Source organism: Streptomyces sp. ISL-99 (genome assembly GCF_018614005.1).
GTDB classification, from domain to species: Bacteria; Actinomycetota; Actinomycetes; order Streptomycetales; family Streptomycetaceae; genus Streptomyces; species Streptomyces flavidovirens.
Genome location: NZ_JAGGPC010000030.1, coordinates 110,824 through 135,362, shown reverse-complemented (window position 1 = coordinate 135,362; position 24,539 = coordinate 110,824). Strand labels below are relative to the sequence as shown.

Sequence of the window (24,539 nt, the reverse complement as noted above, 5' to 3'; positions counted from 1 at the left end):
TCGCCGGTCATCGTCGAGTTTACCGACCGTAGGTAGTCCTGCCCGTGATGTCCGTCTGGGACTGTGACCAGGTCGTCCCGGGCTTGTTTACCGACCGTGTCCGGGGCGTCTGTCATGTTCTGGAGTCGGTACGGAGGACGAGTGGCACGGCACGTGGTGGTCGGGGACTTGCGGGTCCAGCAGATCGAGCGGAAGGACGGGCGGCGGTCGTGGACGATCGTGTGGCCCGAGGGGACGGTGCACACGGAGGCGGACCGGTTCCTGCGTCTGCATGAGGGTTCGGGAACGCAGAGGACGTACGCGTATCTGCTGGTGGACCATCTGCGGTGGCTGGAGCGGGAGTGCCTGGCCTTCGCCGCGGTCCAACTGCGGGATGTGGAACGGTACATGGGACTGGTGGGGGCCGAGGTCCGCATGCCGCTCGGCGAGCCGTGGCGGGTCGGCAAGCGCCCCTACGGCCACTCCGCGCTGTCGACCGCGGCGGCTTGCCTGAAGGGCTTCTACCTGCACCAGTCCTCCCTCGGTGTGAACGGGGAGCTCGGCAAGAAGCTCGACAAGTCCCGGCTGCCGTCGCGGGTGGACCGGCGCCGTTCGCTCCTCGGGCATGTGAAGTCGTCGCTGCCCACCAACCCGCTGGCGCCGAAGGGCCCGCACCGCCGGCATCCGAAGATGCTTCCGGACGGCGCCCGGGAGAGGCTCCTGGAGACGGTGAACGCCGCCCGGGACCGGCTGGTTGTCACCTGGCTCGCCGACGGGGGCTTGAGGATCGGTGAGCTGTGCGGGCTGCACCTGGTCGACCTGCACCTGCGGGAGAACGCGGCTTGCGGCGAGTGCCGCGCCCCCCACCTGCACGTCTGCCACCGGCCCGGCAATCCGAACCGGGCCGAGGCCAAGAGTAAGCAGCCGTGGCGGGTTGAGCACGGCTTCGTGACCGGTGGGCTGATCAAGCGGGTCAGCCCGGCGATGGTGCACACCTACTTCGAGTACGTCACCACCGAGTACCCGCGCGGCGCCGGGCACGGCATGCTCCTGGTTCAGTTGCACGGCGCCGATACCGGACAGCCGTGGGCGCCGGTCGGGGCCCGGCGGATGCTCGGCCGGGCCGGGAAACGCGCCGGACTGGGGGTCGTGAAGCCCCATGCCTTCCGGCACTCGTTTACCTCCGCGGTTCTCGACGCCGCCGACGGCAACCTGCTCATCGCCAGGGACGCCGGCGGCTGGGCCTCGGCCGCGATGGTGGATGAGGTCTACGGCCACGTCGATGTCCACGACCCGGTCTTCGATGCCGCTCTGCGCACGGTCTGGGGTGAGACGAAGTGACGGCGCCGTCGCTGCTGCCGCAGCAGGATGCCCGCACGCGACGGGACCGGCTGGAGGTGCTCACCGCGCTGATCAACGGGCCCGAGTTCGACCCGGTGCTGCGCGGCGGGGTGCTGAAGATCCCGCCGACGCACCCGGTCTATCCGTGGAGCTGCACGGTCGTCGACTGCGCGCGGCCCCGCTGGCGGCGCTACGCGATGTGCTCGGTGCACGCCGAGCAGTGGCAGGAGGCGGAGGCGCGCGGCATAAGCCGGGCTCAGTTCCTGCGGACCGCGGAGCCGCTGCCGGCCACGGAGATGCCGGAGGCGATGATGTGCCGGATCTGCCCGCAGCGGCCGGCGTTCAGCCTGCAGCTGGTGCTGTGCTTCCGGCACCGCAACCGGTGGCTGAGCCACCTGAAGCGGCATCCCGAAGGACGTGTGAACGAGGGGGAGTTCGAGCGGTGGCTGGCCGACCAGCCGTCGCTCCCGGGCTACGGTGAGTGTGGCGCGGACGTGTGCGACGAACTGGCCGCCTCGCCGCTGGGGTTGTGCGGCGCGCACGAGCGCGGCTACATCCGGGCCGGGCGCCCGGGCGGGGCAAAGCCGCCAAAGAACTTCTTCGCCACCTACGAGCGCCGTGATCGCCCTGTGCCAGTGACCTGCCAGGACCAGGCCGCCTTCCGTGCCTGGTGCCGCGCACAGCTGCCGGTGCACCGCACCGGAACGGTCAACCTGCGCGGGCTGCGGCCCCTGCTGAGGGCCGAGTTCCAGTGGGGCATGCATGTCCACGGCCTGCAACCCGTCGCCGTGTGGCACCTGACGTGGGTGCAGTCGCTCGCGGACGAATGCCAACGCCGCGACGTGGAATCCCTGGCCGGCCTGGATGCATCCGTCTTCCGCCGCGCCTACCACCAGCGCATGGTCCAGGAGATGCAACAGGCCCTGCGGAAGATCTACTTCACCCCCTCCGACACCCGGGACGCCGGCTACATCGAGACCGAACACTTCGGGGTGCGCTTCCCGCACCGCTCCAGCTACGTCGACCTGACCTGCATCTCCCAGCCGTGGCTGCGCGACCTCTTGTGGGACCACATCGCCGACGTGCTGCGCTCGCCCACCTGCCCGCGCAGCGCGCAGCCGGTGGACTTCGTGCGCCGCGCCGCGGCCGAACTGTCCGCGTTTTTGGAGGCGGAGGCGCCGGGCGGCGGCCACGATCCCACGGTGCTGCGCGGCGAGCACGTCCACCGCTTCGTCGCGGACCTGCGCAACCGCGAACGCCTCGGCCTGGCCTTCCGCGGCCAGGCCCGCCTGGACGGGCGGAAGTCGAAGGTCACCGAGAACTCGCGCCGGATGGTGTTCAACTACGGCCGGGCCCTGCTGCGCGGCGCGCTGGACAGCGGCAACGCCGAGCAGATCGGCCTGGACCGCGCCTTCATCGCCGCCATGCCAGTCGGCGGCCCGGGCACGCCCCGCCGCCGCAACCCCTTCCCCGACGAGGTCGCCCGCGCGCTTGCGGACGAGGCCAACCTGCAGCAGCTCGCCGACGGCCACGACCCACACGACCGCGGCCTGCGGGATGTGTGGGAGACCATCATCGTCACCGGCCGGCGCGCCAGAGAGGTCCTCCAGCTCCGCCTGGATTGCGTCGGCCGCTACGGCGGGCTGCCCCTGCTCTGGCACGACCAGACCAAGGTCGGCAACCTGAACGCGGCCGTCCGCATCCCCGATCATCTCCTGGACCGGCTCGAAGAACGCCGCCGCAAGACCCTGACCCACTACGCCGACCGGCACGCCGGCCGCCCACCCACTCCTGCCGAGCGGGCTCACCTGGCCCTGTTCCCCACTGACATCCTCAACCCCGACGGCCGCCGCGCTTTGTCCTACACCTGGTTTCACACCGGATTCCGCAGCTGGCTCGCCGATCTTGACCTCGGCGGTCACTACGTCGCCCACCAGGCCCGGCACACGCTGGCCACCCGGCTGCTGCGGCACGGCGCGACCCTGACGCACATCCGCCGCTACCTCGGCCAGGTCTCCGACCGCATGGCCGAGCACTACGTCCACCTGACCCAGTCGGACCTGGAGAACGTCCTCCAGCACGTGTGGGTCGCCGGACCCGGCACCACGAATCCCGGAGAACTCCTCACCAGCGACACCACCCCGCTCACCCGCGAGCAGGCCCAGGCCCTGGCCATCGACCTCTCTCGCCGCAGTACTCCCGCCGAGGGCGGGTTCTGCACCTTCCAGCCTGTCGTGAACGGCGGCGCCTGCCCCTGGAACCTCGACTGCCACAACTGCGACAAGTTCGTCCTCTCGGGCGCTGACCTGCTCTACTGGCGTCGCAAGCGCGAGCAGTGGCGGCTATTGGCCGAGCGCGCCCCCGACGACGCCACCGCCGACTACCTCCACCGCCACTTCGAGCCCACCGCCCGCGCCATCGACGGCCTGGAGAAGGCGCTGGCCGGCCTCGGCCTCCTCGACGACGCCCTCGCCCTGGACCTGCGCAAACCCCAGGACTACTTCCACCGCGTGTGGTCCACCGCCTTCCGCGCCGTCGACCTCGCCGACGCGCGCAGCGACGAGCAGGACGAGTACAGCGATACGTGCACAGCCGACGGCGACGACCCCAAACAGGACGCTGCATGAACACCGCCACTGTTCCCGAACCCCGCACCGCGGCGGCCCTGGCCGCACGCCGCCGCAAGACCGAAGCCGCCCTCAAGCGCGTCCACCAGGCCATCGCCCGGCTCCGACGCGAGAAAGCCCAGGTCAGCGTCGCCGCCATCGCCCGCCGAGCGGACGTCTCACGCACCTTCCTCTACGACAACGTCGAGGCCAGAGCCGCGGTCGCCGCAGCGATGGCTCAGGCCGGCGAACACCAATCCCGCACGCTCGCTGAACAGGACGACGAACGCGAAGCGACCTGGCGCGAACGCGCCCTGAACGCCGAGGACGCCCTCAAAGCCGCTCACGCCGAGATCCTCGCCCAGCGCACCCGGATCGGCGAACTCCTCGGCCAGATACGCGACCTGGAGGCCGAATGGACCGAGGATGCCATCCAGCGGATCACCACCGAGAACACCACCCTCAAACAGCGCGTCCGCCAGCTCACCACCGACAACCGCACCCTCGACGAACGACTCAAGGCCGCCCGCTCCAACCTCCGCTTCCAGGACCGGCGCGTCGCCGACCTCGAAGCCCGCATCGCCGAACCGGCACCGAAGTCCTGATCCTCCCGCCCAGCCACTTCATGGCCCGTCCTCCCTCCCGGTGGACGGGCCATCCCATGAGACGTCCACGGCGAGTTACAGCAACGGTGTTGGGGCTCTCTGAAAATGGGTCTGGGCGGAATGGTCCGATCCCTATCACTTCAGCAACGAGCCGTGGAGGTACAACTATGACCGATTCGTCGACGCCATCGCACTTGCCCCGGACCGGGCCGTCGTCCTGGCACAGGGAAGTCCCACGGCCCACGCTCTGCACAGCGGGAACACCGTCTGGCCGCCGATCGCCCCCGGAAGGGCGACGGCCGGCTTGCCGTCTGTAGGCAACGGCATCGTCCAGATAGGTCTCGCCGACGGCCACGCCAGCGTCCGGTGCCTCGACGCCGCCGAGGGCGCCATCCGATGTTGCGCTTACGTCCAGCTCGGTGCGGTCCCTTTAGGGTCTCCGAACGGCACTGGTCGACCGGTGAGGGCGTCTAGGAGGAGGCGGTCACCGAGCGGCTGCGACAGTTCGACCCTCATGTTTTGTTCGATCATGTCGGCGGGGCATGTGCCGCTTTCGGCCCCCTTGATGGAGGCGTACAGTACTACGCTCTCATCTGTCTCTAGCGCTTTGACGATGGGGCCGTCGTCGCAGGATCCGTGAGTGGCCTTCACAGTTATGGAGCGACCATCTGCCGCCGTTCCGGCCAGCCGGGCGATGCTCCTGAGGCCGCCAGCAGCCCCTTGTCGGGCTTGTCCGATCGGCGGCTTGGGAAGCTTTGACGGGGTTACGGCGACACGCTTGAGCGGGGTGTCGTAGCTCTTCAGCGTGAACAACCATGCGGGAACGGTTGCGTTGCCGCGGCTTGTCACGATGGTTGTCGTACCGAGCCGGGCCCCAGTCACGGTCAGGTGGGGTCCGGCGCTGCGGTTAAGGGCGAACGACTGGTATGCCTTCTTTGCCTCAATCAGTGGGCGGGTGAGATCTTTCCCGTTTCCCCAGTCCACCTTCCCGAGGGCGGGGGCTGTGCTGGGCAGATTGCCGCCCAGGACGAAGTTCTTCGTTTCGTAGGCTCGCTCGTCTGCCTTGCTGCGCCAGCCGGATTCCGGCTTCTGCACCGCGTCGGCCATCGGGTAGTAGCCCTGCGCCCAGGCAGCGGCGGCCGCAGATGCCCGCCAGGCATCGGCTACTTGACGGGCGCGCTTCTCCTGCATGCGCAGCGACTGATCGTTCGCATGACCATCGTCTGTGCGCTGATCATTGCCGCAACCAGCAAGGAGGCTCGTGCTCAGGAGTGATACCAACAGCATGCAGACGGAGCGCTTCGGTTGCGTATTCATGAAGTCCTCTGTGGCGGTCGACGAGGGGTTAGCTATGGAACACAAGGGCGCGGGGACTCTTCAGCGCCCAGCGCTGACCCACTCCCACACCTTCGACGCGGAGGGGCGCATCCGGGTTCACTCACGGCCTCTCGCCGCCTGCTGCATCTGCGTTGGTGTCGCAGGACCGCAGGGCCGCAGGCAGCGAGAGGTCGTCCGTGGCCTAGTAGACCTTCAGGCCCTCCCAGGAGAGCACCTTGTATACCGGCTCGTAAAAGCTGGAACGGTCCGCTTGGCTGTCGGAATCCCCACATGGCTTGTCGGCATAACTGCCGCCCGAATTGATGCCCAGCGCCGTCTCACCGCTGAAGAGGGGTCCTCCGCTGTCACCATGCACGGTGCAGTTGCTCGCCTCGATCATGTGGCGGAGCGTGGTGCCGTCGGAGTAGGTGACCGTCGCGTCCGTCGCCAGCACCATGCCCACGAGGTCCTGGCTCATGGTCCCCACGCGCTTCACCTTCTCCCCGTCGAACGCGGAGGCGGAACGCGAGATCTGCCCTTCCGAGCCGTCCCTGTACTGGATCGTTCCGTACGGCGCGACGTCGCTGTTGCTGTACTCCACCACTCCGTAGTCGGACTGATTCACGTCGTTGCCGTAGGCCCAGTCGATGGCCCTTCCGAGGGGAATGTCCCCGCTCCTGCGGCGCCAGGTGACAGCGCCTCCCTCCATGCAATGGCCGGCGGTAAGCATGTACTTCTTACCGCTGGAATTCTGCACGTTGAACCCGGCCGAGCAGGTCTTGGTCCAGTTTGTTCCGCCTGACGTGAAATTCGAAACTATGCCTAGGCCGCCGCGCATGGCGTACGCGGTCGATTCGATCTTGCCGGAGTGTTTGGTTATGTCGACCGCGTCCCCGAATCCGGAAACGGACTCCTCGATTCGAGTCCTGTCGGCGTCGGAGACCCCGTCGTAGATCTTTACGTTCACCCGGTTGCTGCTCTGGTCGATACTCCAGGAAGTGTTGGGTATCCCCGCCAGTTGATCCAGTTCCGCCTTGGCGGAGCTGAGTTCGGCCGCGCTGTGTGGGACGACCTCCGCTGCCGCCCCAGCGCTTCGCACGGTTTCTGCCGCGGCCTGATCGGTAACGGCGACAACGAGTTGGTCGTCCTGGTAGTAGATGCCGGCTGTGCGCTTGTTGCCCAGCCGATCGGCGATCGCCGCCACCTCTGCCGGCTCGGTGAGCGGTGCCGACGTTGCATGGGCGGGGGTAAGTGTGGTCAGCATGAGAACCCCGCCGACCGCCGTCGCTATGATCCCTCGGTACGCGTGATGACGTCTTCGCATGTATGCCCCCTGCTTGTCGAAGTTGGATTGCGCTCCCTGTGATCCGCCTGCTCGGGCGAGACTCGCGACAGCAGGTGACCGAGCAGTGAATTGGACATGACAATTCCGCTTGCTGATCACGTTTGGCTTGAATCCACAAGCTGCGGGCCGGAAAGTCCCCACGGAAAAGTGTCTTGGCCTCGCCGCCTACGTATGAATCAGAGCGTGGTGGTGAACCGTGCTGTAGCTCGATGATCTGTGGCTTTCCTGTCCCCGTCCTGCGCCCGGGCTATGACCCGCGCCCGCCGGTCTGGCAGCCCGGGATGGATCAGTCCCTGCCCGGGGCCTACCGGCAGGTGTTCGCGGCGGTCGTGGCGGCTGCGGGACCGGTGTCCGCGCAGGAGCTGACGCGCGCGCTGGGCCGGGACGCGTCGCGGTTGGGGTGCGTTTCTTCTGGAGGGACAAGAAATACCTGGTTAGCACCTTGCGTCTGCGGCAAGCGCGGCACAGGAGGTCGCGCCGAGTTCCCAGCACCGACCACGTCCGTGCTGGTCGGCAGTGTGGGGTCCCTCAAGAAGAAACGCACCCGAGCTCCAACAACGGCCAACAACTCGCCGTCGCGGACATGTAGTCTATGAGTCGTCGCAGTTCAGAGCCGGTTCGCGAGCTCCTGCGGTCGGTAAAGTCGAGTACAAGCGTGGTGTCGACGCTGGCGTCATCAACCAGGGTCTCTTCTACCTGGCGTGGCTGATGGACCACCGTGCAGAGTTCGAGCACCTGGTCCGCGACCGGCTCGGGGTGACGGCCGCGACCCAGGTCCTGTGGAGCGGACCGCGCCTGATCTGTATCGCAGGTGACTTCACCCGCTACGACGTGCACGCCGTGCGCGAGCACCGGCGCTCGATCGACCTGGTCCGCTACCGACTTTTCGGCAGCGACCTGCTCGGCCTTGAGACCGTGGCGTCCGTGAGCGGCGGCATGCAGGTAGGCCGCCGGGCACGCCGTCAGACGGTTGCCCGGGCGGCAGCCGACGTCCAGGGTGCGTCGATGGTGGAGCTGGCGAGCGCGGTCGACGAGGCGCTCCTCGGGCTCGGTGACGGCGTGAACCGCGTTGAGCGCAAAACGTACCGGGCGTATCAGCGGCTGCGGAACTTCGCCTGCCTCTGCCCGCCGCAGCGCAGCAAGCTGCTGGTCTACCTGAAGGCCGATCCGGCGGACGTGGACCTCGTTCCGGGTTTCACCCGGGACGTGTCCGGGCTCGGTCACCACGGGACGGGTGATCTGGAGGTTCAGCTCCGCACTCCGAGGGACGTGGAGCGGGCGCAGGATCTGTTCCGGGCGAGCTACGCGGCGGCGTGATCGCCTGCCGGCCTCTCGGCCGTGGCCGCTTCGTGGCTGCTCTGAGGTCGTGGGGTGATGCCTTTCGACGTGCGGGTGGGACGTGGCGGTGGACTATCAATGATGCGCGGGATCGCCGGTTTGGCTAACCGGCGATCCCGCGCTATGTTGCCCCGCTCTCGGATCCCGATGATCAGCGTGAACGGCTGGTGGCGGGACCGGCCGCGACCGCCGGTATGGCCGGTGGGCTGGTGACGATGCTCGTCCTGCGTCCGGTGCCCGCGGTCTGGGGGCGGCGAAGTCCGGTTTCGTGGGCGAGGGTCTCGGAGAGGTCGGACAGCAGCGAACTCGGGGTGTGCGGGGACGCGGTGATGGCCCAGGTGGGCCGGTCCGGGTCGGGGCCGGCCCAGATGGTCCAGGTGGCCAGGTTCTGGCTCGGGTGCTGGGCGGTGAAGGCGTCGAAGCGGACGCCCGCGTCCCCGGCGGGGGATGTCCAGCGGATCCATCGTCCGTCCACGGTGTGCTTCCACCCGGCGTCGGAGAGCGGCTGCGTGGCCGCGGTGACCGTCTTCTCGTCCACCGGGGCTCCGATTGCCGTGTCCCAGCCGTCGCCGTCGGCGAGGTGGTTCAGCAGTTCCTGCAGCACCGGGGTGGGGGTGGCGCCGGTCGCGGTGAGGACCCACATGCGGTCGGAGACCGGGGTCTCGTAGGCGGCCACGGTCCACGCGATTTCGCGGGCCTGGGTTTCGTGGACGCGCTCGATGCGCAGGGTCTGGGACTCGTGGATGGCGTGAGTCGTCTCGTCGGACCAGGTCCGCCACCGCTCGAACTCGCCGTGCGCGTTGAGGAACCCGTCGAGGACGGCGTCGTGGTCGCCGGCGTCGGCCAGGTAGACGGGGACGGTCTCCGGCTCCGGCGGGTCCGGTTCGGGCTCGGCCGCGGTGAGAGCGAGCGGGGTGCGGGCTTCGGCGGCGGAGCGCTCGGTGTCGGTCAGGGGTGCCGGGCCGGGGCACATCTCCGCGCCGTGGACCTTCTCGAAGGCGAGCAGGGCCTGGGCGGGTGAGTCGAAGGTGTCAGCGACCTGGCGCAGGTGGTCCTCGCCGTGGAGGTAGACGGACTTGCCGGTGCGGTGGAGGTAGGTACCGACCGCGACGGTGGTTTGGCCGTCGTGGGCGTGGGCGTGGATGAGGAGCTGGCCGTGGCGGATGTCGTCGTGGATCTTCTGGGCCTCGTTGGAGACCTCGCGGATTTCGCTGCGGGTGCACCAGGGCATCGGGTAGTTGGCCCAGGTCCACTCCTCGTCCATGGCCTCCCGGAGTCGAGGAGTGATCTCGACGGTGATCCCCTCGGCGGTCAGGTGCTTGGCTGCGTCCTGCGCCCAGTAGGGCTCCTCGGAGTCGATGCGGACCAGGGCCAGGACGTTGTCCGCTACGACGGTCCAGTCGGCTGCCTCCAGGCCCATGTGGGCGATGCGGGCCTGGGTGCCGGTCAGGGTGGCGGTCACGGCGCTGGAATGAGTGGGGTGGACGTCGAGGCGGACGTGGGCGTCGATGGGGTGTGTGGGTGTCACGGGGTGTCGTCTCTTCTGCCGGTGGCCGGATCTTCGGTTCCGGCCACCGGCGTGTGCGGGGTGCTATCGGGTGGCTCGCGCGGCGCGGGCGGTGTGCGCGACGGCGGCGGTGGTGGTCGGCGGCCCGGCGCGAGTGGGGGGCGCAAGTCGAGGTCGTCGCGTCGGCACGGGTCCGGTGGCGTGCTGCCAGCGGGTGCGGATGGCGGCGATGTCGGCGAGGGATCGGCGGGCGCCGACGACGAGCTGGAACGGGGTGTTCGCCGGGTCGCCGGCGTACGCCTCGATGCGCCGGCCGGCCTGATCGGCGGTGGCCAGGAGGGAGCGCTGCAGGGTGCGCTCGCCCCAGTACTCCAGGGAGCCGGCTGGTTCGGCCAGCAGGCGGATCACGTCGCGGGGTTCGCTTCCGTCGTCGAGCAGCCCGCGTTGTTGGGCCTCCCACAGGACGGTGACGGGGTCGACGGCCTCGCGGCGGCGGGCGAGGGCGGTCAGGCACTGCCACAGGCCGGCGTGCAGGGGCAGGGTGAGGTCGTCGGGGAGCAGCCACCGGACGGAATCGATGTCGGCCGGGTGGGCGGTGGCGGTGGCGAGCAGGAGCTGTTCCTCTTCGACCGCTTCGCTGCGGTCGGGCGCGACCGGCGGCGGTACCGCGGTGCGGGGAAGCACTCCGGCACGGGGTGGGAAGCGGCTCGCGATGTTGTCCACGACTGCGCCGAGGGTGTCGGCCTCGGCGAGCACCGTCTGGACGGGGTGCGGGGGGGAGGCGTCGTGGACGGTCTGGACGAGGTGTTCGGCGGCCGTCTGCAAGCGGCGGCGGGCGTGTTCGGCCTCGACCATGCGGGCGTAGGCCGATGCGTGGCGGGGCCAGGGGCAGACCTGGATGAGGGTGTGCAGGTAGGAGGCGGTCAGTCCGCGCGCCTGCTCGCGTCCCGTGGCGAGGACGCGGTCGAGCCATTTGGTGTTCTTCGCGTGCTCGGCGGGGTCGGGCGGCGGCAGGGTGCTGATCGCGGCGTACAAGGCGGCGTGCGCGGCGGTGGAGAAGGAGTCGGTGGCGATGCCGGTCACGTCGCCGAGACGGTGGGGATCGAGGAGGAGGGCGCCGAGGAGGGCCTGCTCGACGTGGAACACCGGCTGCGGGGGTGCAATGGCGTCGAGGTCGTCTTCGTCGGGTTCGGGGGTGCGGGACATCAGGCGGCGAGGGTGAAGTCGTTCGGGTCGAGAGCGACGCCGAGGTGTGGGGCGAGGAGGTGGCCGGCCAGCAGCGGGGGTACGGCGTTGCCGATCTGGGAGAACTGCTGGCCCTTGTTGCCGGACCAGGGGTAGTCGGCGGGGAAGATCTGCAGGAGGCCGGCCTCGCGGGCGGTGATCCGGATGGGCTCCGGCACCGCTGGTGTATCCGTGGCCTCGGTCGGTGCCGGGGCCGGTTCGGCGACCCAGGTGCACTCGTTCGCTCGGTGCCCGAAGAACAGCGTGCCGGCCGGCTCGGACAGTGGACGGACGGTGGCGTTGGCCTGGTTGTTGCTGCGCAGGGACCAGGACCAGCGGTGCGCCTCGGCGGTGAACGTCGGCGCCGGAGCGTCGGCGGCCCGGTTCTCGCCGGTACCGTGTCGCGCCGCCCATCCTGCGCTTTCGCGGCGGGACTGCAGGACCACACCCTCCGCCCGGGGCGTCCAGGTGCCCCGCTCCCGGGCGTCGGACAGCGCCTTGCGGGAGCCCGAGGGGAAGGGTTCGGGCCCGCCTCCGGGTCCGCCACCGGCGCAGACGGTGGGGACGGGGCGGTCGGTCGCGCCCCACCCGAGGGCCTCGGCCATGCTGACCCAGCGGGTGCGGCCCGGGCCGAACAGTGAATCCGGTTCGGCTAGTTGGGAGTGCGTGGGCGTGGGCGGCTGCGCCGTACGGACGCGGGAGGCCAGGAGTATCGCCCTCCTCCTGGTTTGCGGGACGCCGTAGTCGGCGGCGTTGAGGATCCCGTACCAGACGGAGAACCCCCACCCGCGCAGGACGGCCGCGTACTGCTTCCACAAGGGCAGGACGTCCGGTACTTCCTCCATGGCGACCCAGTCGGGCTCGCCGACGGTGTTCAGGGCGTAGAGGTAGCGCATCGGCTCGGCTGCGAGCAGGGAGCGCTCGTCGCGGCAGGCGGCGAGGAGGCGTTCGCGGGTGTCGCGTCCGGCGGCGAGGTCCTCGACTGCCGCGTGCACCAGTGGCTGGTCGAGCAGGCCGAGGCGCTTGCCGGCCATGCTCCACGCCTGGCACGGCGGGGAGGCGATCACGCCGTGGGTGCGGCCGATGAAGGGCCGTGTCGGATACATCGCCACGTCGGTGCGGATGGTCAACTGGCCAGCCGCGGCGCGGGTTTTGCACGCCCATTGGTCCCATTCCAGTCCGACGTCTCGTACGCCGAGGACATGCAGTGCTCTGCTCCAGCCTCCCGGACCCGCGAAGAGGTCGAGTATCACGTGGCCAGCCCGAAGTCGTCCCGCGTCAGTGCGTCGGCGTCGCCGCGGCACGCCCAGGGCGAGCAGCCGTCCTCTACGCCGTTCTCCAGTACGTCGGCCTCGTCCGCGCCGATGTGCAGGGCCGCGCGTTCGGCTGCGGTTACATGGTCGATCGGGGCCTGGTCCAGGGGAACGCGGGAGCGGTGCAGGAATGCCTCGCCGAGCAGTCGGTTGCCCGATGCGTTGGCGCGGGCATTGCCCTGCCGGATGGCCGCGTCGAATTCGACGACATCCGCCCACTCGGACGGAGAGGTGTCCCTGATATGCCGCCATTGCGCATTTCCGTGGAACGGGCATCCGAGGCAACTCGATTTTGGCGTATCGGCAAGCCCGAGAGAGGTAAGGTATCGAATGCAGTCGGCCCGGCTCCAGGACATGTCCAGAAGGGGATGCCGGTTGCGCATGTACTTGACGTCGGCATCCTTGGCCCGGTGGAACTCGTCAGTGGAGATTCCCACCCATTGCTCGACGAACACTCCCTTGGGGATGCGTGAAGGATAGGGGTGCCCGAGCAGTTCGCGAACTTTCTGCTTTATCGGCTTAATTTTATACTCGCCGGTACACTGCCTTCGGGTCATCCCAGGTCGCCCGTCCTTATTGAGGATGTGGAGGGGCATGGATGCGAATCGGTGATTCGGGTTCAGGGCGTCGCTGCGAATGTTTCCGGACGACACGCGCAGGATTGGAATTCCGGCGGGCTTGGCTACCTCCTCTTCCATGCGGTCAAGGTGGGTGTAAACCGCTTCGGGTTCCCATCCGGTGTCGGCGAAAATCGCGTAGTCGACCCTGGGGAGAATCCCTTCGGCCGACAGGGCGAGGAGTGTGCTGGATTGAACTCCCGCACCGAGGGAAAGGGCGCGGAACTGGGGAATATCTGAAATGTTCTGTCCTGGGGGTGGGGAATCTGGGGTGTGCCCTCAGTGCGGCTGGTCTGTAAGCGGGCTGGGCGGGATCAGCCGGTCGCGGTGTATGCCGCGGTAGAGGGCAGGGATGCGGTCGAGGAGGTCGGTGGCCGACTCGATGAACTGCTGTGGTGACGGACCGATGAGGACGACCCGTCCTGACGCCGCTTCGGCTCGGCGGCGCCGGTTCTCCACAGAGCGGGCAAGGGCCGCGGTCAGCTCGGCCCCCGCGTCCTGGGCGGCTTTGGCGATTTGCGCGATCCGTTCGAGGAGCAACAGATCCGCGGACGAGGGGTGCGGCGTGTGCTCGGCGAGGCCGAGGAACAACCGCAGGGCGGTGCCGGCAAGCTCTTGAGCGTCGGTGATCCGCGCGGCCAGCGCGGCTGCGTGGTCGGGAGCGGGGGTGCGCAGAGCCCGGTGCAGGGCGAGGCTGTCAGCCGTGATTCGGTCGAGGATCTGGGCCGGGGCGAAGCGGTCAGGCACGGGTCTCCGTAAAGGTGCTCGGCGTCAGGGCCTGAGCGAAGGCGGCGGTCAGTGCAGGGGCCTGATCGGGGTCGGTGGTCAGGGTGCGGACGATGGGCGTGCCGATGACGACGGCGTCCACCAGCGGCGCGACGCGTGCTGCGAGGGCGGGGGTGGAGATCCCCACGCCCGAGACCACGGGCAGTGGGCTCGCGGCGCGCAGGTGCTCGGTGAAGTCGGCGAGCGCCGAGATGTCGAGCGGGCCGTTGTAGCCGGTGGGAGCCGTGCTCGCGGGCGCGTAGAGCCATCCCGACGCCTCGGCGGCCACACGGGCGAGGTCGGTGCCAGTGCTGTGACGTGGGACGAGGCGAGGTGCGTGCAGGCCCGCGTCCTTCGCTGCTGCCTGCCAGCGGGCTGCCTGGTGGTCGGGCAGGTCGACGACCATCACGCCGGCGGCACCGGCGACGGCAAACAGGCGGGCCAGGTGTTCGGGGCCGTGCCGGCTGACGGGTTCCCAGTAAGTCATGACGACGGTGGGCCGCAGGCCGGCGGCGTGCTCGACCGTACGGAGTGTGTGGTCGAGGAGGTTCCCGCGGCGCAGGGCGCGGCGATAGGCCGCCTTGATGACGGGTCCGTCGAGGCCGGCGTCATGGTGGGCGAGCCCGACCTCGAACAGGGAAGCGCCTGCCCGTGCGATCTGGTCGAGATGAAGGCGCTCGACGTGGGGCGGGTGCAGCCCGGCAGGGACGAACACGCCCAGCGCGCAACGAGGTTGGGTGAGGAGGCTGTGGAGGGAGTCGGCGGTGGCCAGGAGGTGCCTTTCTCGGCGGGGTGGGCTGTTGCCGCAGGTCAGCGGTGGCGTGCGGCCGGTGACGGCGGGGAGGCCGCAGGAGCGGCGGCGCTCAGGCCATGAGTGGTTCGCAGGCCGGGCGCGGTGTCCTTGGTAGGCCGGTCGCTGAAGGCGGGAGCCACGCGGTCGAGGGCCTCGGCGATCTGCTGGGCCTGGTCGTGGGCATCCGCGAGCTGTTCGGCGACATCGTCCGGGAACCGGTCCCACTGGGCTCGGTACTGGTAGCGCTGGAGGATCTCGGCGGCATTGCGCAGTTGCTCGGCGACCTGCCGCAGGACCGCGGTCTGCTGCCCCGGGGCGGTCGCGGTGTGCGTGGCCTGCAGGAGCGCGTCCAGGGCCGCGGGCAGCGGCTCGTCGTGCGTGGGTAGGCCGTAGAGAGCGGCGTGCAGTGCCTGGGCGTAGACCGTCACGGGTCCACCGCGGGAGCGGTAGTCGTACTGGGCCGCCGCCAGCCGGCGGATGCCGAAGTGGACGGTCACGTCACGGGGAGCGGCACCGGGGCGGATCTGATCGGCGAGGGCACGGGCGAGATCATGCGCGGTCGGGGCGTCGGAGGACGTGGTAACTCCCATTGGATGGCGGTGATGACGTGGTCAGCGAGCGCGGCGACGGGCCGAAGGCGCGGTCCGCGGGCTGGGGGTGGCAGCCGAGGAGCGGCGGGCAGCGCCGGGGATGTCTGGCGGCGTGGGGATGCCGAGGTCGACGCGGGCGCTGAGACCGTCGGCGTATGCGTGCGCCTCGGCAGCCGTGACGACGCCGAGCAGTCCGCGCTCGTCCAGCCCGTCTCGCGGGCGGTAGGACGAACCGTCTGCCGCAGGGATGAAGCCGTGCTGCTCCAACAGGGACCGGCCGGTGGCGGTCGCGGCGGTTACGGCCACGGTGTCGTCAGTGAACTGGAAGTGAAGGTCCGGGTCGCCGGCCGGAGGGTTGGGGCTCCAGCGGGTCGTCCAGGAAAGGTCGACGAGGTCGTGGGTGTGTGTGCCAGGAGTCCGTACATGGCGATTCCGGCGCGCTCGTGCGTGTCCTGCGCGGTGCCGGGTGGCAGCAGGTAGAGCCTGCGGCCGAGGTGTTCAGGGGCGAGGAAGCCGGCCTCGGTCAGCAGCCGCTCGGCGTCGCGGATGGGGCGGTTGAGGATGACGAAGGTGTGTCCGTCATCGGTGGACCCGATGAATACATCGGGGATGTCCAGAAGAGGCACGGTGGTCCAGGGAATTGGTGAGTGGCATGCCAGGCGGGGCGCCGCAGGTGGGGACGGGCGGCTTCGGGGGTGCGCAGCCGGGCAGGAGGAGAGGGGTAAGTGGGTCACCTGGTCGTCGCGCGCGCCGCGTTTGTGACTGGTCGGCTGGTCGGGCGGGCCGTGGTGAGCGCCGGAGGCTGTGGCCTGCCGAAGGTGGCGGCCAGGTCGCGGTATCCGCTGGAGGTGAGGTGGACGCGCTCGTCGTGGAGCCAGAGCGGGCATGGTTCGCGGGCCACCAGCCCGCGGGACTCCAGGGAGCGGATGGTGCTGATGGAGACGCGGATGTCATCGCGGCGGGCGTACGGCTTGTCGTCGGCGATCGTCACCTCGCCCTGCGCGACGGCGCGCAGCGCGGCGTCCTGCGCGGGAGACAGCGCAGGCGGCTGATGCAGTGGGTGGACACCCCGGCGGCGCCGCTCGGTGACGAACAGCTCGGCCGGCGCCAGCGCATCGGGGGCACCGAGTGCGGTCAGGTCCCGTACGAGGGCGAGGCGGCTGCCGGCCTCGCCGAGGGCCTGCTCGTGGGTCAGGAGCGGGCCCTCGCCCTGGACGGGGATCCCGGCGCGGGTGTCGTCAAGGATGTCCACGGCGTCCAGGAGATGGTCGGCCGCGTCGGTGGCCAGGTGGGCGAGCTGCCGCACCCGCGCGTACACGGTGCGGATCGCCGGGCTGTGGTACATCGGCTGCGCGTTGAGGACGTCCACGATGTGCAGCGCCGAATTGGCCAGGTTCTGGGTGAGGGAGGTCTGATGGGTGAGGGCGGTGGCGGGGCTGGAGCCGGTCAGGCGGAGCCGGGTCAGCGCGTCGTTGTGGCGGGTGAAGTCGGAGGCCAGGAGCAGGAGGTGCTCGGCCGGCGCGGTCGGGTTGTTCATCGGGGGTGGAGGGTTCCGTTCGACGGCGGGATCAGCGGCGACGCACGGCACGGTCGAGCTGGGCACCTGCGTGGTGGACGTGCGGGTTCACCGTGGCCCCGCGGACGGGGGTGATGAGCGCGTCTTCCAGGTCCTGCACGAGGTAGGGGACGTCGCGGAAGGCACGCTCGACCGGGGTGGTCGTCGCGAGATGGGCGAAGAACTGGGCGACGAGCCGTTCGGGGGTGTCCTGGGTGAAGGAGGCGTCCCAGTGGGTGTCGAAGCCGTCGTACACGTGGTGCCGGAATCGCCACGCGGTCTCTTCCCCGGGGGTGTGTTGCAGGTGGCAGTGGCCGTCGGGTGAGACGACGATGCCGCCTTCGCCGCTCCAGTGGTTCAGGTCGGCGATCTGCGCGAGGTTGCTCGTCGTGAGCGGGATCCGCTCGATGTGGCGGTCGTCACCGTTCAGCTGGGGCAGGGCCTGGGTGAAGGCGACGATGGCCTCGATCGGGGTCTGCCGGGTGAACCGGGCTTCCCAGAACGGCTCGTGGTGCGCGACTGACCACCACTGTCCGTGTGTGTGACGGGAGTTGAAGTTCACGAACAGGCTGCCGTCGGGGCTGCTGACGGTGATGCGTCCGCTCGCGCGCTCGTGCTCGCTCGGCCAGCCGAAGAGGTGGATCAGTGGTCCGATCGCGTCGACGAGCCGGTCGATCCCGGCGCCTGCCAGGTGACGCGGGGAGACCAGGACGCGGTCCCGGGGCTCGAAGTGTGTCACCGGCGCGCTCCCGGTACCGCAGAAGGCTTGGGAACGGCCTTGGCGGGGGTCGCGGTCGTGGCTGCGGGGCGTGGTCTGGCGAGGGCCTGCTGTCCTTCTTCGGTGACGGTGATTTTCTGCCCGCGGAACAGGGAGGTGCTGGTGTCCCGGTCGACGAGCCCGCGCTTGGCCAGGGCCCGGAAGGTGGCGATGGAGACGCGGGCGCCGTCGTCGGTGGCGACTCGGGTCACGCCCAGCCCCATCTCATAGAGTCGGCAACTGCCGAGGGAAAAGGTTTCGAGTGCGTCGTATTGGGGGCCGGTCAGTGCGGGGCCGGCCGCCCGCTGTGCGGTGGCCGCTGCTTCTCGTACGGCGGTGAGGTCGCGGGTGACACCGGTGGCGACGTAGTGGCAGCCGGTCGCGCTCAGGTCGAGCTGGTGGGCGGCGTCCGCGAGGTGGCCGGTCATCTTCGGGATGGCCTCGGCGTGGCGAACGGTGCGCACGGAGGCGTCGTCCACGGGGTAGCCGGGGAACGGTGCGCCTTCGTAGGGGTTGGCGTACAGCGCGAGGGCGAGGTCCTGGCCGGCCAGGGAAGAGGCGACCACGACCGAGGCCAGGCACTCCAGGCTGGCGCGGCTGCCGGCGATGTTGGTGTACGCGCTGTTATCGAGAGCGCCCAGGCGGACGAGGGTGATGGCCGTCAGGTCCTGGGCCTTGAGCAGGAGCGGGCTGATCTGGCGCAGTGCGTCGGTGCCGGGCGTGTACGAGACGTCTCGGACGCGGGCGTGCAGGGCCTCGAAGTCGCGGGCCAGAGCACGCAGTTGGTCTGCTTGTTCTGTCAGGTCGGTCGGGGTCATGGGGTGGGGTGGCTCCGGTAGATCGGTCAGCGGCTTCGGGTGGCTGCCTTCGCGGCGGCGGGCGCGGGTGCGGGTGTCGTGCCCGGCGCTCCGCTGGAGGGAGGGCTGCTGATGGCGGCGGCCAGGGCGGTGGTGCCGGCGGAGGTGAGACGGATGCGGTCTTGGAGCGGTCCGCCCACGTAGGCGGAGGGCGCGGACTTCGGGACACGTTCCGCGAGTCTGTTCGCCTCTAGCGTCCGCAGTGTGCCGATCAGGACGCGCTCGTCGCGGTAGTGGACGTACTGCCGTCCCAGGGAGTTGGTCGCCACGACGTTCCCGCAGGCGATCTCCCACAAGGCGGTGTGGTGCGTAGCGGCCAGCCGGTGGTCCGGGGCGGCGGGCGTGGCCCCACGGCGGCGTCTCATTTCGCGGGCGACGGTGTCGGCGCAGCTCACGGCGGCTGCCGGTGCCAGGGCGGTCAGCGTGCGGGCCATCGGGAGCTGATGGTCCGTGGAAGCACTGCTCAGGAAAGCGAGCTGCTGCAGGCGGACCACCGCGTCCGACAACTCGTGACTCTCAAAAAGCCGCTCGTCGGTGACCGCTGTGATGGCGGCGCGGGTCGCGGTGGCGAGTTGCTGTGCGGAGGCGACGTAGGTGCCGGGCTCGGACGGCGAACCAGCCCGCAGGAGCCGGTCGAGCGTGTCGTTGTGCAGCACGTACTGGTTGGCGAGCAGCAGCAGTCGTTCGACCGGCGTGGGCGGGGCGGCCACATCGAACAGCAGACCATCATCGCTGGGCGGTGTCGTCATACACGGCGCCGGACAGCCGTGGCGCGCAGCGGTGCCGGAGCAGGTGCGCACGCAGCAGCGGGAGACCGCGGTGCTTCCAGCGCGGTGCGGGCCGCCGCCAGGGCTCGGCCGCCGTCATCGAGGTGGATCCGCAGGCGGCTGTGATGGTCGAGCGAGTCGAGCTGCTGCTGGAGGGTGTCCTGCGCCGTGGTGGTGAGGACGAGGAGCGGGGCGAGGGCCTGGGTGTAGTGAGCGATGGCCTTCCCGAGGTGGCCGGCGCTCGCGCTGAGGTTCTCGGCGGGCGGGAGGCCAGCGCTGTTGGGGGCGAGCTGGTACTCGGCGTCGCCGGCCATGCGGGCGGCGAGGTGGCACAGCAGGCCGATGTGCCGCGTGGTGTTGAACATGCCGGTGCCGTCTGCGGTGATGCGGTGGTCGCGGATGTCCGCGGTCACGGCGTCCACGGCTTGGCGCGGGGACATGTCGTCGAGGTCGGGGGGTTCGTAGGTGTGCAGGTCGTCTCCAGGCACGTGGGTCAGGGGGCTCGCCACAGGAAGCGGGCGACGTGGTCGTTGCCGTGGTCGAGGCGAGGGCGGGAGGGGGTGTGCCATCCGGCCCGGGGCGGGCGGCTGGCGATCAGGCGCCAGCCCGCACCGCGTAGGGACGCCCCGCTCTCGCCTTCCTGGGTGAAGGTGATCAGTCGCCGGTATCCGAGGGCTTTCGCCGCGCGCCAGGACGCCCCGTACAGAAGGGAGTTGGCGTTGCGGGTGCCGTCGCTGGCGGTGCGGGTGACTTCGAGGGTGGCGCCGTCGTCGAGGTGACGGGCCACGGGTCTGCCGACTATGGCGACGGCGCGCAGCGTGCCGGTCTCGTCGGCGGCGCCGACGGCGAAGATCTGACCTGCGGGCGGCAGGTGGTGGCGATGCCAGGCGCGCACGAAGTCCTTCGCCTGGCGTGAGCGGACCGGCACCAGGTGCAGCCGTGCATCGCTCACACGGCCTTCCCGAAGCCGGACTGTGTCGGCGCGTGCTTCGCCACGGCGCGGGCGGTGATCGCCTGCGACGCGCGGGCCGACGCGGCGGACAACTCCTGCGCTCCGGGCTCCTGGTACCACGGCCGGAGGTCGAGCATGGCGGCGCGCATGCCGGTGGCGAAGCAGAGGGCGGTGCCCTTGGGCAGGGCGCGGATCGCGTCGGCGGGCAGGATCCGCTCCTGCCGCATGCTGACCGAGGTCGACTTCCCGGAGTCTGAGTGCGAGGTGGACGTGGTCTCCACATCGTGGTCGCCGATCAAACGGCTGAGCTTGTCGGCGAAGTCGGGGTCGTCGATACCGGATCCGATCACCTTCACGGTGGAGGCGGACCACATAGCGTCCATGCCCGCGTCACCCCACACCTTCTGACCCTGCCGGTAGCTCTGGAGAATCGTGATCGGGATGATCCCGCGGCTGCCGAGGTGCGAGTACAAGTCGGGGAGGTCGCTGATCTTGCAGACGTTGGCGGCCTCGTCGAGGATCGCCAGCATCGGCGGATCCAGGCGTCCGCCTGCCCGCTCGGCCTGCGCGGTCGCGGCGCGCATGACCGAGTCGGCGCATGCCGCGATCAGTGCCGAGGCGCCGCCTCCGCCGTCCTTGCTGAGCAGGAACAGGGTGTCGGTGGAGGTGACGAAGTCGGCGGGCCGGAACTCGGCGACGTCCTTCTGCGGCGTCACCCATGCGGCGATCTCGGTGTTGAGCAGGGCGGCAGCGTACTGGCGGGCGGTCTCGTAGATGCCGTCGCGCGTCTCCGGCGGGCCCTCGACGGTGCCCTTGAGCTGGGCGGCGACGGCGGCGAAGTCATGGTCGCGGAGGATGTCGAGCGGGGTGCGGTCGGCAGGGAAGGCCAGCCACTGCATGATGTCGGTGATGGGCCGGTCGTCGAGTGCCGCGGCCAGCAGGAGCTGGGACAGGATGTTGCTGCCGGCCTTCGACCAGAAGTCGCCCTGCTGGGACGCATCTACGCTCGCGGCGAGGAAGTGGCCGGCCAGCCGACCGGCGCCGTCGAGGGTTTTCGCGGTGGCGAGGGGGTTCCACCACATCTCGCGGGCGGCGTGGGCGATCTGCTGCGGGTCCATGGTCCACACCGCCCCCGCCGCAGCCCGGGCCTCGTAGGCGGTGGTGAAGGCGTCGCCGGCGGCCTTGTTCGAGGTGAGCAGGACCGGGCCGGGGGCGCTGAGCATGGAGGGGATGGCGAGCGAGGTGGTCTTCCCGGAGCGGGGCGCCATGATCGCGACGGCGACGTCCTCGAACCCCATCCGCACCTCGTGGCGGCTGCCCTGGAGGTTCCCCAGGAGGATGCCGGTGTCCTTCGCCGCGATGTGCTTGCTGTTCTTCAGGCTGGGGCGCAGGGAGCGGGCTTTGTCGGTTATCGCCTTGGCCATCAGCGGCTCGATGTCCCGGGCCTTGGCCATGTCGGTGATCTTCTTTCGGCCGCCGCTCCGGTTCTTGTGCCGGGCCCACAGGACGCCCGCCCCTGCCCCGAGGGCCAGGAGCAGGACGACGGGGACGATGCGGGCGCCGATCAGCAGGGACGTTTCTCCTGCGTCGGGCCAGACCTGCTCGGGATGGAGCAGGGCGTTGGTCGGCTGGTACCTCGCCCAGGTGCCTCCGGTGAGGTGGGCGGTGATGTTGCCGGACAGCCAGGCGAGGTGAGACAGGGGGACGACGACGGCGAGCACGCCGAGCATGAGCCGCAGGACGAGGTCGTACCCGTCGGTGTTGCTGTTGGAGGAGGAAGGGGGCAAGGGCTACGTGCTTCCGGACGGGGGGCGGAGGGTTTCAGCGACTGCGGCGGTTCGTGGACGGCGGCTGTCGCGCTGGTCGCTGTGTCGGAGCCGGGGTGGCGTGGCGGGCGGCCAGGGTGCGGACGCGTTCTTCGAGGGCGGAGGCGACGCGCACAGCGGGCACCTCGGTGGACCTGCGGGTGATGAGGTCCGGGTTGAGGGTGGGGAGGCTGTGCGGGCTGTCCGTACGAGCCACGGGGAGCGTGTCGGCGAGGGCCGTGGTGAACGCCGTGATCAGGTGCGGTGGGGTGTGTTCGCCGAAGCGGGCCTGCCATAGGGGGCGGTCGCCGACGGCGGTGGTGGCGATCCAGTGATCGGTGCTGCGGCTGACGACGTGTTCGACCCGGGCGTTGCTGTCGGGCGAGACGATGCCCTTCTTGCCGTACACCGGGCACCAGTCGGCATCTGCGAGTGGCTCGTATGGATCGGTCGGCGTGTCTGCGGGCGTTGGGGCGGTGAGGGCGTCGGTGAAGGCGGCGATCAGTTCCACCGGGGTGTTGCCGCCGAAGCTCGCGTACCAGGCGGGTCTGCCGGGTTGCGGGGCGTGGCTGAGCGTCCACCACTGCCCGTCGGGGACGGGCTCCAGGCGCAGGAGGGCCTTCTGGTCGGGGCTGGAGAGCAGGACGCGCGGCATCAGGGGGTCGTTGCCGTGGCTCCAGCCGCATGCGCGAACGAGCGGGACGGTGATCCAGGCGGGGTCACCGCCGCCCGCGAGGTGACGCGGGGTGATGAAGTCGACCTCGACGGTTTCGGGAGTCGGGGGCATGTTCACTTCCGTGCCGCAGTGCGCCGGGCGGGCGCGGGGGCCGGTACGGGGGCCAGCGGCGAACGTGCCTTGCGGGCGGCGGTGTTGATTTCCCGGACCGCCTTACCGTGGGTGGCCCAGTCGTCGAGGTAGCTCCACGATTCGGCGTGATGCTCGGCCAGGGCGTCGTCGAAGTCGGCGGTGCCGGCCTTGGCGGTGGCGGGGAGGGCGTCTCGGGTGCCCAGCCACTGCTCGTGCAGTTCGTCCAGCCGGTCGAGGGCATCGCGCAGGACGCCCAACTGGTAGACCCAGCGGCCCTGCACCGTGTTCTCCGGCAGTTGGGCCAGTTGCGTCTCGGCCATGGCCAGCAGATGGCGGGCGCCGTAGCGGAGCGGCTCGAACGCCTCGGCGGTGTCGGCGTCGCGCTGGCTCGCGCGCATGCCGTAGGCGTGGTCGTCGTGGGGCCAGCCGTCGAGGTCGGTGTGCTCGTCGGAGTACGCGTCCCAGGCGTCGAGGATCTTCTTGCTGTCCCTCACGTAGTGGTCGAGGTGGCGGAGGAAGTCGCGATGTGCGTGGTGGTCGGCGGGAATGAGGTGCAGTCCTGTCGGTTCAGCGGCGGGCGGCCTGGTGCACGGTGGCGGCGTTCGCCGGGGTCGTCGCGGGTTTCGTCTGCTGCCGGCGGGCGGAGCGTGCCTGCGCGCGGAGGGATTCGATGCGCGTGGTGTGGGCGTCGACCACCTGCTGCGGGCGCAGTGGGCTGGGCTCCTGTACGGCGCTGTAGTGGGCGGTGCGGTCGTACATGCCGCGCTGGAGCGGGCTACGGTCGGCAAGTGCGGTGAGGAACGAGCCGACCAGGTGGGCGGGGGTGTGCTCGCCGAAGTAGGCGTGCCAGATGCGGGGGCCGGGAAACTCGCCGTGGCCGGGCTCGCGGGTCTCGACGTGCCAGGACGGCCGGTCGCGGAATTCACTCAACGGGCGCAGTTCGACGTGACACATGGAGTCTGGTGAGTGCGCTGTGCTCTCTGAGTCGCGGTGCCACCCCGCCGAGCTCACCGGTTGCCACGGGTCCGACTGCTGTGGCGGTGGGACGATGAGGGCGTCCGTGAAGCCTGCGAGGACCTCGGCGGGCACGAGTTCACCGAACTCGGCGTACCAGCCGGGATTGCCGTCGGCGGACTCGGCCCGCAGCCGCCACCACGCGGAGGTGGCGGACTGCGGGTCGAACTGGAGCTGGTGGCGCAGGTCGGGACTGCGCAGGACGATCTCGGCGCTCAGGGGGTCGGAGACAGCACCCCATCCGGCGGCGGCCAGTCCGTGGGTGATGTGGCGGGCGTCTCCGGGGCCGGCGAGGTGGCGGGGGCTGGTGTCGAAGGGGATCTGCCAGGCGTGCTTGTCGGCGAAGGCGCCGAGCTGCCGTTCGCTCAGCGGCACCAGCAGCACCCCTCCTCGCTCACCGGGGAACTGCCGTACAGGTCACGGAGATCGTCGAGTGCATAGTGGAGGGTGTGCTGGTCGGCCAGCTCCCACGCGGCCGTGCGCAGCTCGGTGATCAGAAGGTCGACCTGCGCGGTGCGCGGCGTGGCCGGGTGGTCCTGTACGGCGCGGGCGAGGGCGCGCAGTGGCGGTTGCCGACGCGCTGTGCTTCTGCGAGGACGGCCTCCGGGCGGGCGCCGGCCAGCGGGGAGGCGCGGTCGGGCCCGGTCGCAATGCAGGCCCGCAGGTAGCGGCGGAACAGGGCGG

24 protein-coding genes and 1 pseudogene are annotated in these 24,539 nt (G+C 70.1%); 4 read left to right on the top strand and 21 right to left on the bottom strand.

Annotated features, from left to right (window positions below):
• Positions 1 to 141 precede the first annotated feature (141 nt).
• The 3 genes from J7E91_RS19590 to J7E91_RS19580 are packed head-to-tail and all read left to right on the top strand — an operon-like array spanning position 142 to position 4,531.
• Entirely contained in the window at positions 142 to 1,320 is a 1,179-nt protein-coding gene (locus J7E91_RS19590; RefSeq protein ID WP_308376793.1) for a tyrosine-type recombinase/integrase, read from the top strand.
• Positions 1,317 to 3,947: a site-specific integrase gene (locus J7E91_RS36795; RefSeq protein ID WP_214906470.1), complete on the top strand. Its 2,631-nt coding sequence runs from the start codon at positions 1,317 to 1,319 to the stop codon at positions 3,945 to 3,947. Before J7E91_RS19590 ends, J7E91_RS36795 begins: the two co-directional genes overlap by 4 nt.
• The gene (locus J7E91_RS19580) at positions 3,944 to 4,531 is read left to right on the top strand and encodes a DUF6262 family protein (RefSeq protein ID WP_214906468.1); all 588 of its coding nucleotides are present in this window, start codon (positions 3,944 to 3,946) and stop codon (positions 4,529 to 4,531) included. Before J7E91_RS36795 ends, J7E91_RS19580 begins: the two co-directional genes overlap by 4 nt.
• Positions 4,532 to 4,936: 405 nt before the next feature.
• On the opposite strand, the gene J7E91_RS19575 is transcribed toward J7E91_RS19580, so the two are convergent.
• Both J7E91_RS19575 and J7E91_RS19570 read right to left on the bottom strand, forming a co-directional pair.
• Positions 4,937 to 5,848, bottom strand: coding sequence for a hypothetical protein (locus J7E91_RS19575; protein ID WP_214906466.1), 912 nt, complete (start codon positions 5,846 to 5,848; stop codon positions 4,937 to 4,939).
• Positions 5,849 to 6,050: 202 nt separating this feature from the next.
• Positions 6,051 to 7,112, bottom strand: a complete 1,062-nt coding sequence (locus J7E91_RS19570) for a S1 family peptidase (RefSeq protein ID WP_214906464.1) — start codon at positions 7,110 to 7,112, stop codon at positions 6,051 to 6,053.
• 723 nt (positions 7,113 to 7,835) lie between these two features.
• On the opposite strand from J7E91_RS19570, the pseudogene J7E91_RS19565 reads away from it, so the two are divergent.
• Positions 7,836 to 8,510, top strand: a pseudogene (locus tag J7E91_RS19565) (DUF5655 domain-containing protein); the annotation flags it as partial.
• 172 nt (positions 8,511 to 8,682) lie between these two features.
• On the opposite strand, the gene J7E91_RS36790 reads toward J7E91_RS19565, so the two are convergent.
• The 19 genes from J7E91_RS36790 to J7E91_RS19470 form a co-directional block, all read right to left on the bottom strand.
• On the bottom strand, positions 8,683 to 10,059 hold the full coding sequence (locus J7E91_RS36790) for a DUF317 domain-containing protein (protein ID WP_214906460.1): 1,377 nt from the start codon (positions 10,057 to 10,059) through the stop codon (positions 8,683 to 8,685).
• Between the two features lie 63 nt (positions 10,060 to 10,122).
• Positions 10,123 to 11,244 (bottom strand): DnaB-like helicase N-terminal domain-containing protein, encoded by a 1,122-nt coding sequence (locus J7E91_RS19555; protein ID WP_214906458.1) that lies wholly within the window; start codon positions 11,242 to 11,244, stop codon positions 10,123 to 10,125.
• On the bottom strand, positions 11,244 to 12,515 hold the full coding sequence (locus tag J7E91_RS19550; RefSeq protein WP_214906456.1) for a DNA cytosine methyltransferase: 1,272 nt from the start codon (positions 12,513 to 12,515) through the stop codon (positions 11,244 to 11,246). The genes J7E91_RS19555 and J7E91_RS19550 overlap by 1 nt, the downstream gene beginning before the upstream one ends.
• Positions 12,512 to 13,273, bottom strand: coding sequence for a hypothetical protein (locus tag J7E91_RS19545; protein ID WP_251015922.1), 762 nt, complete (start codon positions 13,271 to 13,273; stop codon positions 12,512 to 12,514). Before J7E91_RS19545 ends, J7E91_RS19550 begins: the two co-directional genes overlap by 4 nt.
• A 198-nt stretch (positions 13,274 to 13,471) precedes the next feature.
• Entirely contained in the window at positions 13,472 to 13,939 is a 468-nt protein-coding gene (locus J7E91_RS19540) for a hypothetical protein (RefSeq protein ID WP_214906448.1), read from the bottom strand.
• Positions 13,932 to 14,729, bottom strand: coding sequence for a tryptophan synthase subunit alpha (trpA, locus tag J7E91_RS19535; protein ID WP_285439104.1), 798 nt, complete (start codon positions 14,727 to 14,729; stop codon positions 13,932 to 13,934). Before trpA ends, J7E91_RS19540 begins: the two co-directional genes overlap by 8 nt.
• 38 nt (positions 14,730 to 14,767) lie before the next feature.
• Positions 14,768 to 15,340, bottom strand: coding sequence for a hypothetical protein (locus tag J7E91_RS19530; protein WP_214906444.1), 573 nt, complete (start codon positions 15,338 to 15,340; stop codon positions 14,768 to 14,770).
• Between the two features lie 21 nt (positions 15,341 to 15,361).
• Positions 15,362 to 15,646: a hypothetical protein gene (locus tag J7E91_RS19525; RefSeq protein ID WP_214906442.1), complete on the bottom strand. Its 285-nt coding sequence runs from the start codon at positions 15,644 to 15,646 to the stop codon at positions 15,362 to 15,364.
• Entirely contained in the window at positions 15,637 to 15,966 is a 330-nt protein-coding gene (locus tag J7E91_RS19520) for a hypothetical protein (protein ID WP_214906440.1), read from the bottom strand. The genes J7E91_RS19525 and J7E91_RS19520 overlap by 10 nt, the downstream gene beginning before the upstream one ends.
• A gap of 104 nt (positions 15,967 to 16,070) precedes the next feature.
• A complete protein-coding gene (locus J7E91_RS19515; RefSeq protein ID WP_251015921.1) occupies positions 16,071 to 16,877 on the bottom strand; it encodes a hypothetical protein in 807 nt (268 codons plus the stop codon).
• A 31-nt stretch (positions 16,878 to 16,908) separates the two neighbouring features.
• Entirely contained in the window at positions 16,909 to 17,634 is a 726-nt protein-coding gene (locus tag J7E91_RS19510) for a DUF317 domain-containing protein (protein ID WP_214906438.1), read from the bottom strand.
• On the bottom strand, positions 17,631 to 18,470 hold the full coding sequence (locus tag J7E91_RS19505) for a hypothetical protein (protein ID WP_214906436.1): 840 nt from the start codon (positions 18,468 to 18,470) through the stop codon (positions 17,631 to 17,633). The genes J7E91_RS19510 and J7E91_RS19505 overlap by 4 nt, the downstream gene beginning before the upstream one ends.
• Positions 18,471 to 18,496: 26 nt before the next feature.
• Positions 18,497 to 19,258: a hypothetical protein gene (locus tag J7E91_RS19500; protein WP_214906434.1), complete on the bottom strand. Its 762-nt coding sequence runs from the start codon at positions 19,256 to 19,258 to the stop codon at positions 18,497 to 18,499.
• A complete protein-coding gene (locus J7E91_RS19495) occupies positions 19,255 to 19,764 on the bottom strand; it encodes a hypothetical protein (RefSeq protein WP_214906432.1) in 510 nt (169 codons plus the stop codon). Before J7E91_RS19495 ends, J7E91_RS19500 begins: the two co-directional genes overlap by 4 nt.
• 5 nt (positions 19,765 to 19,769) lie before the next feature.
• A complete protein-coding gene (locus J7E91_RS19490; RefSeq protein ID WP_214906431.1) occupies positions 19,770 to 20,228 on the bottom strand; it encodes an XF1762 family protein in 459 nt (152 codons plus the stop codon).
• Complete coding sequence (locus J7E91_RS19485) at positions 20,225 to 22,015, bottom strand: type IV secretory system conjugative DNA transfer family protein (RefSeq protein ID WP_214906429.1); 1,791 nt, start codon at positions 22,013 to 22,015, stop codon at positions 20,225 to 20,227. Before J7E91_RS19485 ends, J7E91_RS19490 begins: the two co-directional genes overlap by 4 nt.
• Positions 22,016 to 22,049: 34 nt before the next feature.
• Positions 22,050 to 22,820: a DUF317 domain-containing protein gene (locus tag J7E91_RS19480; RefSeq protein ID WP_214906417.1), complete on the bottom strand. Its 771-nt coding sequence runs from the start codon at positions 22,818 to 22,820 to the stop codon at positions 22,050 to 22,052.
• A gap of 2 nt (positions 22,821 to 22,822) precedes the next feature.
• Positions 22,823 to 23,335, bottom strand: a complete 513-nt coding sequence (locus J7E91_RS19475; RefSeq protein ID WP_214906414.1) for a hypothetical protein — start codon at positions 23,333 to 23,335, stop codon at positions 22,823 to 22,825.
• 73 nt (positions 23,336 to 23,408) lie between these two features.
• Entirely contained in the window at positions 23,409 to 24,230 is an 822-nt protein-coding gene (locus J7E91_RS19470; RefSeq protein ID WP_214906411.1) for a DUF317 domain-containing protein, read from the bottom strand.
• Between the last annotated feature and the right edge of the window lie 309 nt (positions 24,231 to 24,539).